This is a genomic window from Rhodanobacter glycinis (assembly GCF_006438785.1).
Taxonomy (GTDB): domain Bacteria; phylum Pseudomonadota; class Gammaproteobacteria; order Xanthomonadales; family Rhodanobacteraceae; genus Rhodanobacter; species Rhodanobacter glycinis_A.
In genome coordinates this window covers 328,361-343,580 of record NZ_RCZB01000004.1, presented here as the reverse complement: position 1 = coordinate 343,580, position 15,220 = coordinate 328,361, and the positions used below count along the sequence as shown (strand labels likewise).

The 15,220-nt window shown below is 64.9% G+C and carries 15 protein-coding genes; 9 read left to right on the top strand and 6 right to left on the bottom strand.

Features of this window, described 5'->3' with window-relative positions:
* Nucleotides 1–12: 12 nt before the first annotated feature.
* From EAH75_RS15400 to EAH75_RS15375, 6 genes are read right to left on the bottom strand one after another with little or no spacing between them, the layout of a single operon-like run.
* Nucleotides 13–1,263, bottom strand: coding sequence for an O-antigen translocase (locus EAH75_RS15400; protein ID WP_140648614.1), 1,251 nt, complete (start codon nt 1,261–1,263; stop codon nt 13–15).
* Nucleotides 1,260–2,372 carry a DegT/DnrJ/EryC1/StrS family aminotransferase gene (locus tag EAH75_RS15395; protein WP_140806139.1) on the bottom strand — a complete coding sequence of 371 codons (1,113 nt, stop codon included), beginning with the start codon at nt 2,370–2,372 and terminating at the stop codon, nt 1,260–1,262. Before EAH75_RS15395 ends, EAH75_RS15400 begins: the two co-directional genes overlap by 4 nt.
* Before the next feature lie 14 nt (nt 2,373–2,386).
* Nucleotides 2,387–3,319: a GNAT family N-acetyltransferase gene (locus EAH75_RS15390; protein ID WP_140649610.1), complete on the bottom strand. Its 933-nt coding sequence runs from the start codon at nt 3,317–3,319 to the stop codon at nt 2,387–2,389.
* Nucleotides 3,306–4,259 carry a hypothetical protein gene (locus EAH75_RS15385; protein WP_140648613.1) on the bottom strand — a complete coding sequence of 318 codons (954 nt, stop codon included), beginning with the start codon at nt 4,257–4,259 and terminating at the stop codon, nt 3,306–3,308. Before EAH75_RS15385 ends, EAH75_RS15390 begins: the two co-directional genes overlap by 14 nt.
* A gap of 7 nt (nt 4,260–4,266) precedes the next feature.
* A complete protein-coding gene (locus EAH75_RS15380; RefSeq protein WP_140806073.1) occupies nt 4,267–4,932 on the bottom strand; it encodes an acetyltransferase in 666 nt (221 codons plus the stop codon).
* Nucleotides 4,917–5,354: a sugar 3,4-ketoisomerase gene (locus EAH75_RS15375; protein ID WP_140648611.1), complete on the bottom strand. Its 438-nt coding sequence runs from the start codon at nt 5,352–5,354 to the stop codon at nt 4,917–4,919. Before EAH75_RS15375 ends, EAH75_RS15380 begins: the two co-directional genes overlap by 16 nt.
* Before the next feature lie 431 nt (nt 5,355–5,785).
* Between EAH75_RS15375 and EAH75_RS15370 the strand changes: the two genes are divergently transcribed.
* The 9 genes from EAH75_RS15370 (at nt 5,786) to EAH75_RS15330 (ending at nt 15,082) form a co-directional block, all read left to right on the top strand.
* The gene (locus EAH75_RS15370) at nt 5,786–6,295 is read left to right on the top strand and encodes a cytochrome b (protein ID WP_140806071.1); all 510 of its coding nucleotides are present in this window, start codon (nt 5,786–5,788) and stop codon (nt 6,293–6,295) included.
* Nucleotides 6,296–6,348: 53 nt separating this feature from the next.
* Nucleotides 6,349–7,722, top strand: coding sequence for a cytochrome C (locus EAH75_RS15365; RefSeq protein ID WP_140648609.1), 1,374 nt, complete (start codon nt 6,349–6,351; stop codon nt 7,720–7,722).
* 2 nt (nt 7,723–7,724) lie between these two features.
* Nucleotides 7,725–8,114 (top strand): c-type cytochrome, encoded by a 390-nt coding sequence (locus EAH75_RS15360; RefSeq protein ID WP_140648608.1) that lies wholly within the window; start codon nt 7,725–7,727, stop codon nt 8,112–8,114.
* 95 nt (nt 8,115–8,209) lie between these two features.
* On the top strand, nt 8,210–9,046 hold the full coding sequence (locus tag EAH75_RS15355; RefSeq protein WP_240046123.1) for a hypothetical protein: 837 nt from the start codon (nt 8,210–8,212) through the stop codon (nt 9,044–9,046).
* A gap of 76 nt (nt 9,047–9,122) precedes the next feature.
* A complete protein-coding gene (locus EAH75_RS15350) occupies nt 9,123–9,707 on the top strand; it encodes an RNA polymerase sigma factor (RefSeq protein WP_140648607.1) in 585 nt (194 codons plus the stop codon).
* Nucleotides 9,704–10,339 carry a zf-HC2 domain-containing protein gene (locus EAH75_RS15345; RefSeq protein ID WP_140648606.1) on the top strand — a complete coding sequence of 212 codons (636 nt, stop codon included), beginning with the start codon at nt 9,704–9,706 and terminating at the stop codon, nt 10,337–10,339. Before EAH75_RS15350 ends, EAH75_RS15345 begins: the two co-directional genes overlap by 4 nt.
* On the top strand, nt 10,336–11,634 hold the full coding sequence (locus EAH75_RS15340) for a S8 family serine peptidase (RefSeq protein ID WP_140648605.1): 1,299 nt from the start codon (nt 10,336–10,338) through the stop codon (nt 11,632–11,634). Before EAH75_RS15345 ends, EAH75_RS15340 begins: the two co-directional genes overlap by 4 nt.
* Before the next feature lie 131 nt (nt 11,635–11,765).
* Nucleotides 11,766–12,623: an HpcH/HpaI aldolase/citrate lyase family protein gene (locus tag EAH75_RS15335; protein WP_140648604.1), complete on the top strand. Its 858-nt coding sequence runs from the start codon at nt 11,766–11,768 to the stop codon at nt 12,621–12,623.
* A 53-nt stretch (nt 12,624–12,676) separates the two neighbouring features.
* Entirely contained in the window at nt 12,677–15,082 is a 2,406-nt protein-coding gene (locus EAH75_RS15330) for a sodium:solute symporter (RefSeq protein WP_241668962.1), read from the top strand.
* The last annotated feature ends 138 nt before the right edge of the window (nt 15,083–15,220 follow it).

Below are 15,220 nucleotides of genomic sequence, written 5' to 3'. Positions count from 1 at the left end.
CGTCGGCCGTCGTCACAGCGCTGCCAGGTAGCGTCGCGCGACCAGCACGTTGAAGGCGAGATACAGCAGGTAGTTGACCGCGAACGCATACATCGCGCCGACCAGGCCGAAGTGCGCGGTGAACACGTAGACCAGCGCGAAATAGCTGGCCGCGAACACGCATTCGGATATCACGAACAGCCGCGTCATGGCCTTGGCCAGCATGAGGTAGGACAGCATGAAGGAGGCGATCTTGATGACATCGCCCACCAGCTGCGGGCCGTACAGTACATTGGCGGAGACGAAGTCGGGCGTGAACAGCAGACGTGTCACCCAGCCTCTCAGGACATACACGGTGGCCGCCAGGACCACGACCGCGGGCAGAATGTAGCGGTAGGCATGGCGCAGTTCATGCAACAGCGCCGCGCGTCCGTGGGTCGACGCCAGCTTGGGCAGGTAATAGATGTTGATGGCCGTGGTGAGGAACAACAGGTACGCGTCCGACACCTTGCTGACCGCCTGCCAGTAGCCAACCTGCTCCCAGCCGAACTGCAGCGCAAGGTGATCGCGCACCGCGATATTCACCAGCGGAGGCAGCACGGCGGAGCTGATCGTCATCACCGAAAACGTCGCCAGCCGCAAAGTCATTTCGCGGTCGTAGTGCAGCCGCAGCATGCTGCGCCGGAAGTACGAGCTTCGCCACCACGCCGGCAAGCCGACGGCAAGCCACAACACCTGGCTCACGACCAGCGCCAGCAGCGCACCGTACAGATGCAGCCAGCGCGACAGCCAGACCATCATCACGATGCCGACCACCGACCCGGTCACCTGGATGAAGGCCAGCCGGCGCACATCCATGAAGCCGTTGATCACCGCGAGGATGTAGTTCAGCAACGCGATACCGAGCTGGGCGACGGCAAGCACGCGGATCAGACCGGCGTAGTGCGCGTCACCCAGCAGCCAGAGCGCGAGCTGCCGGCTGAACAGCAGTGCCACGCCACCCATCAGGCACGATGCGCAGAACGCGTACCACAGCGCGGCCGAGAGCAGACGCGACAGTCGTTGCGGATCATCGCGGTATTCGGCGACGTACTTCACGATGGCCGCGCTGATGCCGCCGCCGGCCAGCACCGCCAGCAGCGACATGAGGCTCATGAACTGGCCGAGCTTGCCCACGCCCTCGGGTCCGGCGAACCACGCCACCAGCTTGATCGCCACCAGGCCGGCAAGCAGCCGCGCCGCGGTTGCGATGGCGGTGTAGAAGCCGGTGCGCACGATGTTCATGGCGGACACTCGAACGCTTGGCAGGCTTCGATCACCCGATCCACTTCGTCATCGCGCAAGGTCGGCCCCATCGGCAGGCTCAGCACTTCATCGTGCAATCGTTCCGTCAGCGGCAGATGGGCATGACGCAGGGTGGAATACACCGGTTGCCGATGCGGCGGCACCGGGTAATGCACCTGGGTCTGGATGCCGCACGACTGCAGATGCCGCTGCAGCGCATCGCGCTGCGCGCAGCGAACCACGAACAGATGCCACGCGTGCTGTTCTTCCCGCGCCACCTCCGGCAACCGGATCTGCGGATGACGGATACCGTCGCGATAGCGGCGCGCCACGCGGCGACGCCAGGCGATGTCGTCGTCGAGATAGCCCAGCTTCACCCGCAGCATCGCGGCCTGCATTTCGTCGAGGCGCGAGTTGGTCCCCTGGAACAGGTGGCGGTACTTCACCTCGGAACCGTAGTTGCGCAGTGCCGCGATCCGCTGCGCCAGCGCGGTGTCATCGGTCACCACCGCGCCGCCATCGCCCAGCGCGCCAAGATTCTTCGCCGGGAAAAAGCTGAAGGCCGCCGCGTCGCCGAACGCGCCGGCCTTGCGGCCGTCGCGCATCGCGCCGTGCGCCTGCGCCGCGTCTTCGATCAACAGCAGTTGGTGCCGCGTGGCCAGCGCCGCCAGCGCTGGCATGTCCGCCAGCTGGCCATACAGATGCACCGCCATGATCGCGCGGGTGCGCGGCCCGATGGCCGCTTCCACGCAAGCCGGATCCAGGTTGAAACTGGCCGGGTCGGGTTCCACCGGCACCGGCACCAGCCGGTTCTCGGTAATCGCCAGAAAGCTGGCGATGAAGGTATTGCCGGGCAGGATGACCTCGTCGCCTTCCTCGATGACGCCGAGCTCCCTGTAACCGCGCAGGATCAGCGACAACGCATCCAGCCCGGTGCCCACGCCCACGGCATGGCGCACACCGCACCAGGCGGCGAACTCGCGTTCGAAGGCCGCCAGTTCCTCGCCAAGCACATACCAGCCCGAGTCGATGACGCGCGCAGCCGCGGCCTTCAGCGCATCGGCGTAGCGCGCATTGACGTCCTTGAGGCTGAGGAACGGGACATCCATCAGGCCGGTGTCCATCACAGCCGCCACTCGTAGACATCGTGCACGACGGCGCGGGCGCCGAAATACTCTTTCTGCGCGATCAGCCCGCCGTTGAGTACGCGCCCTTCCTGTTCGGTCGAAATGCCGAAGCTGAAATGGAGCCGCGCCGCGTACGTATGTTCGATCAGCTCCGCCAGCAGGAAACTGAGCGCGTCCAGACGCCGCCCCTGTTCCGAGACGGCCATGTATTGCGTATGCACGATCCGACCGAAATCGTAGATGAGGACACCCGCCAGCAAGAGGTCCCCGATACGCGCCTCATGCAGCACGATGTGCCGCGGGAAGCGGGCCTGCAGCAGGCGCAACTCCGCCAGGCTGTGGGTGGGCACGGCGTTGTGCCTGCGAAGCACGTCGGAAAGTAGAGCGTGAAAATCTTCCAGGCCGGCATCAGCCTGCACGCGGATGCCGGCCTTCTTCGCCTTGTCGATGGCGTGCCGGCGCCCCGGCGTGAAGTGAAATGCTTCCTGCAGCGGAATCACCGAGGAAAGATCGCGGCGCTTCAGCTGCGCCCCCAGCCGATGCAAGGCATACAGATCCTCTTCGGCGGGATAGGCATGAAACACATGCGGCACCGCCTTGTAGATGAGGCGTTCCACGCCAAGCGCGCGATAGTGGTCACCGATCTGCCCGAACACCGCCAGCGTCGATTCGGCGCGCAGGGCGTCGCTCGTTATGAGGCCGGCATAGGTAAGGCCGCCATGGCTTGTCGCGGTGCGGTCGTGGATGTTCGCGGGAAAAACCGCCGCGACTTCGCCGTGGCGCTCGATCATCAACGACCGGTCGACGAAGCGGTCGGCGTGATAATCCATGTAGCCGCGCCGGTGCAGCAGGTTGCCGTTGCGGGAACGCTCGACCAGCGCATCCCAGGCACTCGAATCAGCCTGGGCATAGGGCCTAACCGTGAACATTTGCATCACCGTCGAAGCGGTCACAGTCGGCCTCGGCCAGGCCGAATCCATCCAGCCCCATGTCGTTGCCGTTGTAGAACATCAGCAGCTTGTCGCGCTGGCGGATCAGCGCGGGATAGCAGATGACCAGCGAATCCCAGCCGCTGGCGGACAACGTCATCCCAAGCGCCTCGTCGTGGCGCTCCCACCGGATGCCGTCGTCGCTGTACGCCACGCCGGGGAAATATTCCCTGCCGCGATTGCCGCGCGTGAAGTACATGACGTACCTGCCGCCGAGCCGGTACACGCGCGGCCGGCCGATCCGATACTCGCTGCCGCGCGGCAATAGGCAAACATGGTCTGCACGCGGCATGACACCGAGATCGTCCGTCTCCACGTAGCGAATGTGGTAGCGCGGAAAAGGCTGGCCACCGATGGTTTCCCAGTCGTCGCCAGCGGCATACCAGATGCGCCAGCGACCGTTTTCGTGGATGACCGAATGCACCGCGCCGATGGTGCTGCGGCCGGGCGCGCGACCCAGGATCGGCGTTTCCTGCACGCGCCGGAAATGATCGCCACCATCGGTGGAAACAGCCAGGCCGGTGAAGGCCAGGAACTTGGCCTTGGCCACGCACTGGAAACCGACATAGAACATGTGCAGGCCACCCGGCGCTTCGACGACATCACCGAGGATCACGCCATTGTCGTCGAAGCAGCCGTCCCGACCGATGTCGAGTACCGGTTCGGCACTGACCCGCACGATCGACGCAGGATCGTTCGCCTGCACGTCGACGTAGCCGATGCGGCTAACGCCATCGGCATCGCGAAAACCCGCATAGACCCGGATGGTGTCCTCGTCGATGCGCCAGGGCGTGGGCGTAAGCGCCGAGTTGAGCATCCAGCCGCCCACGCCATGGCGCGCGGTTTCGAACACCAGTCCCTTCTTGGCCCACTCGAACATGCGTTCTTCAAAGCCTCACGTCGAGGCTGGATTTGCCGGGCACCGCCTTGGCCGGCGAGCCGACGTAGATCCGGCCCGGCTCGGTGTCGCGCGTGACCAGCGCACCGGCGCCGATCACGTTGTCGGGCGCGACCTTCACGTGATCGTTGAAGGTGGAGTTCACGCCGATGAAGCTGCTCTGGCCGATCTCGCAATAGCCCGAAATCACCGCATGCGAGGAAACGAACACGTTGTCGTGCACGACCGTGCGATGACCCACGTGATTGCCGCTCCACAGAATGCAGTTGTTGCCGATGCGCACGAAGGGCTGGATGACATTGCCCTCGAAGATGAAGCTGTTCTCGCCCACCTCGGCATTGCGCCACACGAAGGCGCGCGTGCTGACGTAGGTGGCGAACCGGTAGCCCCTGCGCTTGGCATCCAGGTAGAAGCGCGTGCGCACGCGGTTGAGCTGGCTGGCCGGGATCGCGACGAATACATCGACATCCGCCGGCGGGTAGTGCGTCTCCAGGGTCTCGTAGGCCACCACCGGGCGATCCGCCAGCATCGGCTGCACGAGATAGTCGCGCTCGACGCTGAAAGCGACCACGTCACGGTCGCTGTCGTGTTCGAAGTATTCGCAGGCAATCTGCGCGAACTCGCCCGCGCCGACAAGGACTAGCGGCCTAGACATGCTGCCATGTCCTGCGGGTACAGGGTCCCGTTGACCTCGCGCAGGAAGTCGGCGTAGTCGGTGATGTAGTCGCTCTGGTCGTACAACTGATCGGCCAGCACCATCAGCACGCAATCCTCGCTGAAGTCGTACAGCTCGCGCCATACCATGCGGCCGAGCAACAGCCCCTGCGAAGGATCGTTGAGCACGACCGCCACCGGGCCGCTGCCGTCGTCCAGCAGAAAGGTGACGGAGCCGCGCACCGTCACCGCCAGTTGATTGAGCCGGCGATGTGCGTGCCGGCCTCGATGCACATCGCTCTTGGTGGCGAACAGGTAGTACACGCGCCGGATCTCGAAGGGCACGTTTCGATCCTGCTCCAAGGCGATGAGCATGCCGCGGCTATCGCCATGCTTCTGCAACTGGATTCGCTCGATTTCCATGTTCCAGGCCAGGCTGTGAATTTTGAAGATGACCACCCTTACCTAGCTGAGTGCCGCACGGCCGGCGAAAGGTTGCGTCGCCGGCGGGCAGCGCCAATGCGATGGACTAGTGCCGGATGAAGACCGGCTCTGCGAAGCGGGAGAGTGAGCCGGGTGAAGGCAACCTTTCATCGCGCAACCGGCACTCATCCGTACCAAGGTCACTCTCGGGCTGCACATGAGTCTCTCTTTCGGCGACCAGGCTGGTCGTGGGGCATGCGCGGGAATCGGTTCGACGACGACAACGCGCAGGGGCATCACCAGGTATGGGATTGGGGAACAAAACTCCGCCAGCAGGTGGCGGCAACGTCGTGCTCATGCCTCACATCGGCGATTTGCGTCGCCCGCCCGATCGGTCGGGTGAAAAAGCAGCGCCACTACGCTCCAGGAAGTTGGCGATCCTGCACTGGCTCACCGCGTTTTGCCTGGTGCTGGCGGCGGCGCTGATCCTGACCCGCGACCAGGTCGCCGGGCGAGCACTGCGCATGTGGCTGCTCGAGGGACATCGCCATTTCGGATTGTTCGTGCTCGTGCTTTTCTTCGCCCGCGTGGCCCTGCGCGTGCGGCTGGGCAGGCTGCGGGTCGACAGCGATTCGTCGCGCTTCATTCGACTGCTGGCGCTGCTAACTCACGTCGCCCTGTACGCGTTGCTGCTCGCGCAGCCGCTGCTCGGCTGGGCGCTCAGCGATGCGCAAGGCAAGCCGGTGCATCTGCTGGGTGCGACCCTGCCTGCGCTGGTGGGCGCCGACGAGGATCTCGCCGATGCCCTGCAGTTGTGGCACCAGGATGCCGCCTGGCTATTGCTCGGACTGATTTTGCTGCACATCGCGGCAGCGCTCTGGCATCACTTCGTCCGGCGCGACGGCGTGCTGCGGACGATGTTGCCGCGACGCCGTCGCTGACCTGCGCGTGGCCCTTACTTCACTGCCGCACCTGTCCCAACTAAGGAGACTTCATGTCGTCTTTTCCGCACCGATGGGCGAATCTCCGTTCCGGAATCGTGACGCTGTACTGCAGCCTTGCGGCGCTGCTGCTGTTCGCCAGCACCGCCGCTCACGCCATTCCGGTGTATGCCCGACAAACCGGATCCGCCTGTGCCGACTGTCACGCCGGCGCGTACGGCGGTGGCGGCAACGGACCGAATCTGACGCCCTATGGTATGCGCTTCAAGTTGAACGGCTACACCGATACGGACGGCAACGGCGGCAAGATTCCGGTGTCTGCCCAGTTGGTCGAAACGCATACCGCACCGGCCCGTGGCGAGAGCAGCATGAACCTCACCGAGGCCGACCTCTACCTGGCCGGCCGCCTGACCGATCAGGTCGGCGGTTACGTCAAGGTCGAGGCCGATCGTGTCGGACACAACACCTACAACACCAAACTCCGCAATGTCGATCTGCGCTTTGTCGCCAGGGAACTCAAGCTCGGCGGCAAGGACCTGACGCTGGGCGTAAGCGTCAACAACAGTCCGAGCTTCGACGATCCGATCGCCGTGCTGCCCGCCGCGACAAACCTCGGGCCACCCGGTGGCCAAGGACCCACTGGCACCTTCCTCAAACTGTCCAGCGCCAACGCACCCGCCTACCGTGTCATTGGCGCCACTGTCTACGGCCTATATGACTCGGACTGGTATGGCGAAGTGGGCACCTACAACTCGCTGCCGACTTCCACGCAGGATCACCTCGGTTATTCCATCTCGGGCGACCCGGGCAAGATCGGCGACACCGGCTATTTCCGCTTCGCGTACATGAAGGATCTCAAGCGCCAGTTCTTCTCGGTAGGCGTCGTGGGACTGACGACCAGGCGCCAGCTTCAGCGCAGGGGATCGTCGGACAAACTCACCGACCTGGGCTACGACCTGACTTACCAGTTTCTCGGTAACCGGGAAAACATCGTGCAGCTCAGCTATGTGAACATCCTCGAAAAACGCCGGTACGGCAGCACGCCGCCAGACCCGGGCACCCCTGGCTTCACCGCCCTGCCGCGCGGCGCGCTGCACGATGAAACCCTGAGCGTCACCTACACCTTCAGGCAGAGCTATGGCCTGCAGCTTGCGCACCTGGAGAGCAACGGCACGCGTGATGCGGTCCGCTTCGGGCCGTATGGCAACCCCGACACCACCGCCAATCTCCTCAGCGTGTTCTGGGCGCCGTTCGGCAAGGATGACTCGTTCACTTCCGTGGCCAACATGAAGATCGCCGCCACGTGGTTCCGCTTCACACGGTTCAACGGCGCGACGAACAACATCTTCGGCGCTCCGCCGGGCGTTTCGACAACCCGGCCGGCCGACCTCGATGCATTCCTGGTTTCGGCGAGCCTGGCGTTCTAGAAATGACGAAATTGCCTTTGGGGCTGTCCGCCGCTGTACTCGTTTTCGGCTGGGTGCTGGCTGCTCTTCCTGTCCATGCCGCCGAGGCCGCCGCCGGGTCGGATGTCTTCAAGTCGGAGTGCGCCGAGTGTCACAGCATCCGGGAGGGACGCAATAAAAAAGGCCCCAGCCTTTTCGGCATCGTGGGGCGCAAGGCGGCTACGTTGCCGGATTACTCGTATTCGGATGCCCTGCGCGGGCGAAACGACTGGGTCTGGACGCCGGAAAAGCTGCGCAGTTATTTGTCGCAGCCGGCAAGACAAGCCGATCCCGGCACCAAAATGAAATACGATGGCCTCACCGACGCCAAGGATCTGGACGATCTCATTTCGTACCTTGGCACGCTGCACTGATGATCTTCCTTGGCCTGCGCCGAATCGATCGGGAGTGGCATGGGCACTGGCCGCGCCAGCATGGATCGTTCAAGTAATGAACCGATGACTTGCTCATGACGGACTATCGCTTCCCGCGCGCGGCGATGTGTTTGCGCGATCGTCCCGTTCGTTCCCGCCGCCTCGATGGTGCGAACCGGGGCGAATTCATTACCCGTACGGCCCTTGGTTTCACCTTATGGGCCGTCGGCATCTGCCTTTCCCCGGCACTGCGTGCCCAATCGACCACCTTCAATGGCACCGTGGCACTGAGTTCGCAGCTGGTTGACCGGGGCCAGGCGATCACCGGCAACACGCCTATCGTGCAGGGGGCTGCGTCCTTGACTTTTCCGGCAGGCTGGTCGGTGGGCCTGTCGGGAGCTGCCGTGGTGCGTTCGCCGAGCCGTCTGGCCGAAGCGCTCGTCCAGGCGTCCCGCCACTGGTCGCTGTCCGATGACTGGCAGATGCAGGCGAGCCTGCTCTACTACCGGTATTCCACCGGCAACCGTTCCGGAACCTCCGATCGCACCGAAGCAGGGCTCAACTGGACCTATCGGGACGTGCTGACCCTGGGCGTCTCGGCCATCTACGTCCTGGGCGCGGAGGGCCACCGGCCGCGTGGTGCCGCCGACCTCAGCCTCCATTGGCCATTGGCGGAACATTTTTCCGTTTCCGCCGGGGCGGGCGTCGCCCAATCCCTTGCCGCGCCCTACCGGCCTTATCGCTACGCTCACTCGAGGCCTTACCGCCACGACAGCACTGGCCTGAGCAGGTACGGTCACGTGGGACTACTGTGGGCCAGCGGATCCTGGCGGATCGAGCTCGATCGCATCATGGCCGACCCGGCAACACGTCGACAATCGGGTTATCTGGGCGCTTCCCCCTGGGTCGCGACGATTTCGCGCTCCTTTTGAATGCAGAGGCAACCTTCTTGCGCTGATACGGTACTTACGTAACGGACCACCACGATCCGACGACCTGTCCGAACCCATGAACGACGCCGATATCGATGCGGATGCCACCGACCGCATGCTGCTCCAGCGCATGTCGGCGGGCGATCGCGCCGCGCTGGGTGTGCTGTACCGCAGCTATCACGGAAGGCTGTGCCGCTTCCTGTCCCGCCTGACGCGGCGCGGCGACGTCATTGAGGAAGTCATCAACGACTGTTTCTGGATCGCCTGGCAGAAAGCAGGCACCTTCCACGGCGATTCGCGCGTTTCCACCTGGCTCATGGGCATTGCCTATCGCTGCGGGCTGAAGGCGCTGCGGCAACACGGCGACGAGCCGGTCGAAGACGACACCCTGCCCGAGCAGCGCACGCCCGCCCATGACCTGGATGAAGATCGCGAGCTGCGCGACTGGCTGGGCAAGGGGCTCGATCGCCTGTCGGCGGATCAACGGGTGGTGATCGAACTGGTCTATGGCGTCGGTCATACCCTGGATGAAGTCGCTGTCATCATGCAGTGCCCCGTGGGCACCGTGAAGGCGCGTCTGTTCCATGCGCGGGTCAAGCTGCGCAACGTGCTCCCCGCCCTGGCGGGAGAGACATCCATCCACAGGGAGAAATTGCCATGACGTTCCCGTCGAATTCCGACCGGGACTGCGTCCGCGCCTGGGAGGCGATGCCCTGGGTGCTGCAGGGCAGCGCCACGCACGAGCAAGGCGAATGGCTGGAAAGTCATCTGGCGCAATGCGAGGCCTGCCGCAAGGAGTACGCACAACAAAGTCGCTTGCGGCAGGCGATGTCGCTGCCCTCGGATATTCCGGTCGACGCGAACATCGGATTGGGCCGCCTGCTCGCCCGTCTCGATACGCCGGAGCCCCAGGAAGTGCGCCTGCGCTCGCGATCGGGAAACTGGTTGAATCGGGCACTGGTCGCCGTGGTGTTGATCCAGGCGCTCGGCATCGGTGCCCTGGGCATGAAGCTGTGGTCGGCGGACGGAAGCCCGCTGTATCGCACGCTCAGCCAGGAGTCTCCGCCGGCGGCGCCGGGCGCGATCCGTGTCGTGCCTGACACGGCCATGACATTGGCCGATTGGAATGCCTTGCTGCATGCCCTTCGCTTGAAGGTGGTGGGCGGCCCAAACGATGTGGGCGCCTACACCGTCGCGCCAACGGATTCCGCTGCGGCGCCGCGGGCTGCCTTGCAGCAGCTGCGCGCGACTCGGGGCATCCGTCTGGCGGAGCCCGTCATCACCACACCATGAAACGCGGCCTCATCCTTCTCGTAGCCGTGGCTTTGAGCGCGTGCGCCTCCTCGCGGCCCAGGGCGCCGCAGGATGATCACGCGAGTCTCGGCCGCGCGCCGGTCGTTGACGCGTCCGCCATGGACAGTCAGCGCGACATCGTGCTGGCTGTCGCCAACCCGATCGATCCGCCCGCCACGCACGCTGGCTCCAGCCTGCTGGGTTATGCCCCGTCGAAGCATTACGGCGCCGGACAGCGCGCGGCAGCCACCCTGGCTGCGCTGAAGCAAAGTTACGGTTTGCATGAGATCACCGGCTGGCCGATCAAGGCCCTCGACGTGTACTGCGTGGTGGTGAAGACCCCTCCGGGCATGGCCCGCGACGCCTTGCTCAAGGCGCTCGCCAAGGACGATCGGGTGCAACTTGCACAGCCGCTGCACGACTATGCCGTTTACGCGGATAAACCGCAGGACGCACACCAGGACAACGATCCCTACGCCAGCCTCCAACGCGGCTTCGTCGAAACCGATGCCGCCCTCGCGCATGATTTCAGCGAAGGCAACGGGGTTCATGTGGCGATCGTCGATACCGGCGTCGACACGACGCACCCCGATCTCCTGGGGCGTATCCACGATATGCACAACATGGTCGATGACGATGCGGCGGCGTTCAACCGCGATGGTCATGGCACCGAAGTGGCAGGCGTTATCGCCGCCGATGGCGACAATCATCGCGGCATCGTGGGGATCGCGCCCAAGGCCACGCTCAGCATCTACAAGGCATGCTGGTATCCGGCCGCGCTCCATGCCGGCGCACGCTGCAACTCCTTTACGCTGGCCAAGGCGCTGGCGGCGATCATCGATACGGACACCCGCATCATCAATCTGAGCCTGGGCGGCCCCGCCGATCCGCTACTCAGCCAGCTGCTCGCGCGGATCCTCGAACAGGGCCGCATCGTGGTCGCTGCCATGCCGCCCGATGGGAACGCCGATGGCTTCCCCATCGACGCGCCGGGAGTCCTTGTCGTTCGCGTGGGCGGAACATCGGCCGCAGCTCCCGGCGTCCTGAGCGCTCCCGGCATCGATATCCTGACAACGCAACCCGATGGCGGATATGACTTCACCTCCGGATCATCCATGGCGGCCCCGCATGTGAGCGGCATCGTTGCCCTGCTGCTGGCTCTCTCGCCCCGACTGGATGCACGCACGGCCCATGATCTCCTGCTCCGCAGCAGCAAGGTCTCCAACGGAAAGCTGCAGGTAAACGCCGCGGCAGCGGTGGCGGCACTGCGCGAAACACAGAAAGCCGCTCCTTGAGCCCGCTCCCGCGCCGCCGGTCCAGTTAGATAGAAAAACTATCTTTTGAACATGCCGGGCCCGCTCGATTCGCGGAAGTCCTTGCCGCACACTGCCGCTCATGACGAGGATGGCGATCGGCAGGCAATCCCATGCGTAGCAAGCTGTTCGTACCCGGCTCCCGGCCGGAGCTGTTCGCCAAGGCGCTGGCCGGCGATGCCGATGCGCTGTCGTTCGACCTGGAAGATGCCGTCGCCGAGGCGCGCAAGGCCGAGGCGCGCCAGGCGGTGGCGGAGTTCGTGGTCGGCGACGCGGTCGCGCAGGCGGCCAAGCTCATCATCGTGCGAACCAACGCACCGGATTCACCGCATTTCATGGCGGACCTCGCCGCGATCGTGCGCAACGGCGTCACCCTGATCAATCTGCCCAAGATCGAATCGCCGGACGCCCTGCTCGCCGCGGTGGCCGCGATCGAGGCGGCGGAGCGGGCGAACGCAGTGGCACATCCGATCGGCCTGCTGGTGAATATCGAAACGCCATGCGCGCTGGCCGACGCCGCGCGTATCGCCGGCGCGCATCCGCGCGTCGCGGGATTGCAGCTGGGCCTGGGCGACCTGTTCGAGCCGTACGGCATCGACCGCACCGATCCGCGCAATGTGCACGCGGCGATGTTCGCCCTGCGCATGGCGGCGGCGCAGGCTGGGGTGTTCGCGATGGACGGCGCCTACGCCGCGCTGGACGACGACGAGGGTTATCGCGAGGAAGCCCGCATGGCGCGACGCCTGGGCATCGCCGGCAAGAGCTGCGTGCATCCGCGTCAGGTACCGCTGGCGAACGCGGCGTTCGCGCCGTCGGAGACGGAGCTCGCGGCGGCGCGGCGAATCGTCGAGGCCGCGCCGGCGGCCAGCGCGCAATCGCGCGGTGCCTTCGTGGTCGATGGCCGGATGATCGACCTGCCCTTTCTTAAACGCGCGCAGGCCTTGCTTGCCGCCGCGCGGCGGCCAGATTGATGCACATGCGCGGGGGCGTTGGAATCGCATCTGCTGCCAGCCAGGTGCCGCGCATGCTGCGCGTCTTGCTCGGCCTGCTGCTGCTCGCCGTGCTCGTGCCCGTGCAGGCGCAGAGCCTGGCATCGCTGCGCGGCGGGAAACTGCCGTCGCTGGAAACGAGCGCACCGCTACGCGACATCGCCGTCGTCGACGGCCAGCCGCTGGCGCTCTCCGACGGCGAAGCCTGGCGCCTCGACCGCACCGGCAAGACCTGGGTCCGGCTGGCATGGCCGACCGGCGCAGCGCCGGCCGCCGGCATCATTGACGACGGCACGCAGGCGTGGCTGCTTACTGCCGCCCCGGACAGCCCCGACGTGGCCGGCGTGGCCCGTCTGCGCGCCAGCGACGACCGCCTCCAACTGCAGCCGCTGGCGCCCTTGCCGATGCCATTGCGCGGCGCGCGTGGCGCGTGGTCGAACGACACCTTGTCGATCGCCGGCATCGGCGCAGATGGCAAGGCGCGGCTACTGCAGTTGCAGACGAACGCGGAACAGCCGCGCTGGAACACGCTCGCGGGATGGCCCGGCGACGGCATACCCAGCTCGGTGGTCGCCCGCGCCGCGACAGTGTTCGTCACGGTGCCCGATCCTTCCGGCACTACCGAACGGCTATGGCGCTGGACCGCCGACGCCGGCTGGAGCGAACGTGGCCAGGTGCCCGGCCGGCTGCTGCCGGGTTCCGGCCATGCGCTGGGCCAGGCGAATGCGCTCTACCTCGTTCGCGACGGTGCACATGCGGATGTCCCGGCCCGCTTGATGACCTTTCAGACCATCACCAGCGCCTGGGCCACCCTGCCCGGAGCCGCGCCCGCCGGCGTGATCGCCGTCGGCGCCTGGACCAACGGCATGTTCTGGGCACAGCACAGTGCCGATGGCAGGCACGCCGACTTCGGCTACGCGAGCGTGCAGTCCAGCAAGCCGCTGTTGCTGCGCTGGCTCGACTGGATCGTGATCGTGGTCTACCTCGCAGGAATGATCGGGATCGGACTGTTCTTCTATCTGCGCGAGAAGCGCAATTCCACGTCCAATTTCTTCGTCGGCGGACGCAGCATTCCGTATTGGGCCGCCGGTGTGAGCCTGTACGCTGCCAACACCAGTTCGATCAGCTTCATCGCGATCCCGGCCAAGGCTTTCGAAAGCAACTGGCAGTACCTCACCAACAACCTGATTGCGGTGTTCGGCCTGATGTTCGTCGCAGTGTGGATCGTGCCGCTGCTGCGCCGGCTGGACCTGATGTCGGTGTTCTCGTATCTCGAAACACGCTTCCATCCGGGCATACGCATGCTGGCCAGCGCGTTGTGCATCCTCACCCAGCTCGGCAGCCGCATGAGCGTGATCCTGTTCCTGCCGGCGCTGGCGATCGCCACCATCACCGGCATCAGCGTCACCTGGAGCGTGATCCTGATGGGCGGCTTCACCATCATCTACACCGCGATGGGCGGTATGAAGGCGGTGATCTGGACCGATTTCGTGCAGGTGATCGTGAAGATGGGCGGCGCCATCTTCGCCATCGGCTTCATCATCTGGGGCCTGCACGGCGGCATCGGCGAATTCATGTCCACGGCGATGGCCGAGCACAAGATGCACCTGTTCGACTTCAGTTTCGATCTCACCAAGGCCACCGTGTGGGGTTTCCTGTTCCTGGTGCTGTTCGACGTGGTGCTCACGTTTCCGAAGGACCAGGTGTTGATGCAGCGCACCTTGTCGACCAAGTCCGACAAGGAGGCCGGGCGTTCGATATGGATGTTCGCGGCAATCATGATTCCGGGCGGATTCGTGTTCTACATGATCGGCACCGCGATGTTCGTGTTCTACAAGGTGCATCCGGAGCGGATGAATCCGCTGCTGCCGATCGATGCCACGTTCCCGCTGTTCATCGCGGCGGAATTGCCGATGGGCGTGACCGGGCTGATCATCGCAGGCATCTTCGCCGCGGCGATGGCAACCCTGTCCGGCATCATGAACAGCGTGGCGACGCTGATCTCGGTGGATTTCTACGATCGCCTGGTGAAAGACCCCACGCAGAAGAAGAGCGTGTTCTTCGCCGAGCTGATGACGATCGCGGTGGGGCTGATCGGTATCGGCCTCGCCTTGCTGCTGTCACGCTTCGACGTGCACTCGCTGTTCGACGTGTCGATCGAACTGGCCGGGTTGCTCGGCGGCGGATTCGCCGGTGCCTACACGCTGGGCATGTTCACCCGCCGCGCCAACTCGCCGGGCGTCGCCATCGGCATCGGTGCGAGCATCTGCCTGACCCTGGTGGCGTGGTGGTTCAAGCTGGTGCATCCGTATTTCTATCTCGCGATCTCGATCCTGCTGTGCATCGTGATCGGCTACCTGGCGAGCCTGTTCTTCCCGGCACCCGCACGCTCGCTGAAGGGCCTGACCATCTACGCTGATCGCGCGGGCCGCGATGAATGAACCGGCATTCGCGCGTGCGGCTATCCGTCGCCGGGCTCTTTCGCTGCGGATGTCCGATCGCGGCGTCCCTGCATTGTTCGCCCGTCGCCACCGCGGGCAAAGCATCCGGCGCTATCTTCAAAACCGTCCGAAAGCGAT

What these genes read in the sequence shown, in the direction of transcription:
- EAH75_RS15400 (WP_140648614.1), bottom strand. Translation starts at nt 1,263, where the DNA reads ATGAACATCGTGCGCACCGGCTTCTACACCGCCATCGCAACCGCGGCG.
- EAH75_RS15395 (WP_140806139.1), bottom strand. Translation starts at nt 2,372, where the DNA reads ATGGATGTCCCGTTCCTCAGCCTCAAGGACGTCAATGCGCGCTACGCC.
- EAH75_RS15390 (WP_140649610.1), bottom strand. Translation starts at nt 3,319, where the DNA reads ATGTTCACGGTTAGGCCCTATGCCCAGGCTGATTCGAGTGCCTGGGAT.
- EAH75_RS15385 (WP_140648613.1), bottom strand. Translation starts at nt 4,259, where the DNA reads ATGTTCGAGTGGGCCAAGAAGGGACTGGTGTTCGAAACCGCGCGCCAT.
- EAH75_RS15380 (WP_140806073.1), bottom strand. Translation starts at nt 4,932, where the DNA reads ATGTCTAGGCCGCTAGTCCTTGTCGGCGCGGGCGAGTTCGCGCAGATT.
- EAH75_RS15375 (WP_140648611.1), bottom strand. Translation starts at nt 5,354, where the DNA reads ATGGAAATCGAGCGAATCCAGTTGCAGAAGCATGGCGATAGCCGCGGC.
- EAH75_RS15365 (WP_140648609.1), top strand. Translation starts at nt 6,349, where the DNA reads ATGTCGTCTTTTCCGCACCGATGGGCGAATCTCCGTTCCGGAATCGTG.
- EAH75_RS15360 (WP_140648608.1), top strand. Translation starts at nt 7,725, where the DNA reads ATGACGAAATTGCCTTTGGGGCTGTCCGCCGCTGTACTCGTTTTCGGC.
- EAH75_RS15355 (WP_240046123.1), top strand. Translation starts at nt 8,210, where the DNA reads ATGACGGACTATCGCTTCCCGCGCGCGGCGATGTGTTTGCGCGATCGT.
- EAH75_RS15350 (WP_140648607.1), top strand. Translation starts at nt 9,123, where the DNA reads ATGAACGACGCCGATATCGATGCGGATGCCACCGACCGCATGCTGCTC.
- EAH75_RS15345 (WP_140648606.1), top strand. Translation starts at nt 9,704, where the DNA reads ATGACGTTCCCGTCGAATTCCGACCGGGACTGCGTCCGCGCCTGGGAG.
- EAH75_RS15340 (WP_140648605.1), top strand. Translation starts at nt 10,336, where the DNA reads ATGAAACGCGGCCTCATCCTTCTCGTAGCCGTGGCTTTGAGCGCGTGC.
- EAH75_RS15335 (WP_140648604.1), top strand. Translation starts at nt 11,766, where the DNA reads ATGCGTAGCAAGCTGTTCGTACCCGGCTCCCGGCCGGAGCTGTTCGCC.
- EAH75_RS15330 (WP_241668962.1), top strand. Translation starts at nt 12,677, where the DNA reads ATGCTGCGCGTCTTGCTCGGCCTGCTGCTGCTCGCCGTGCTCGTGCCC.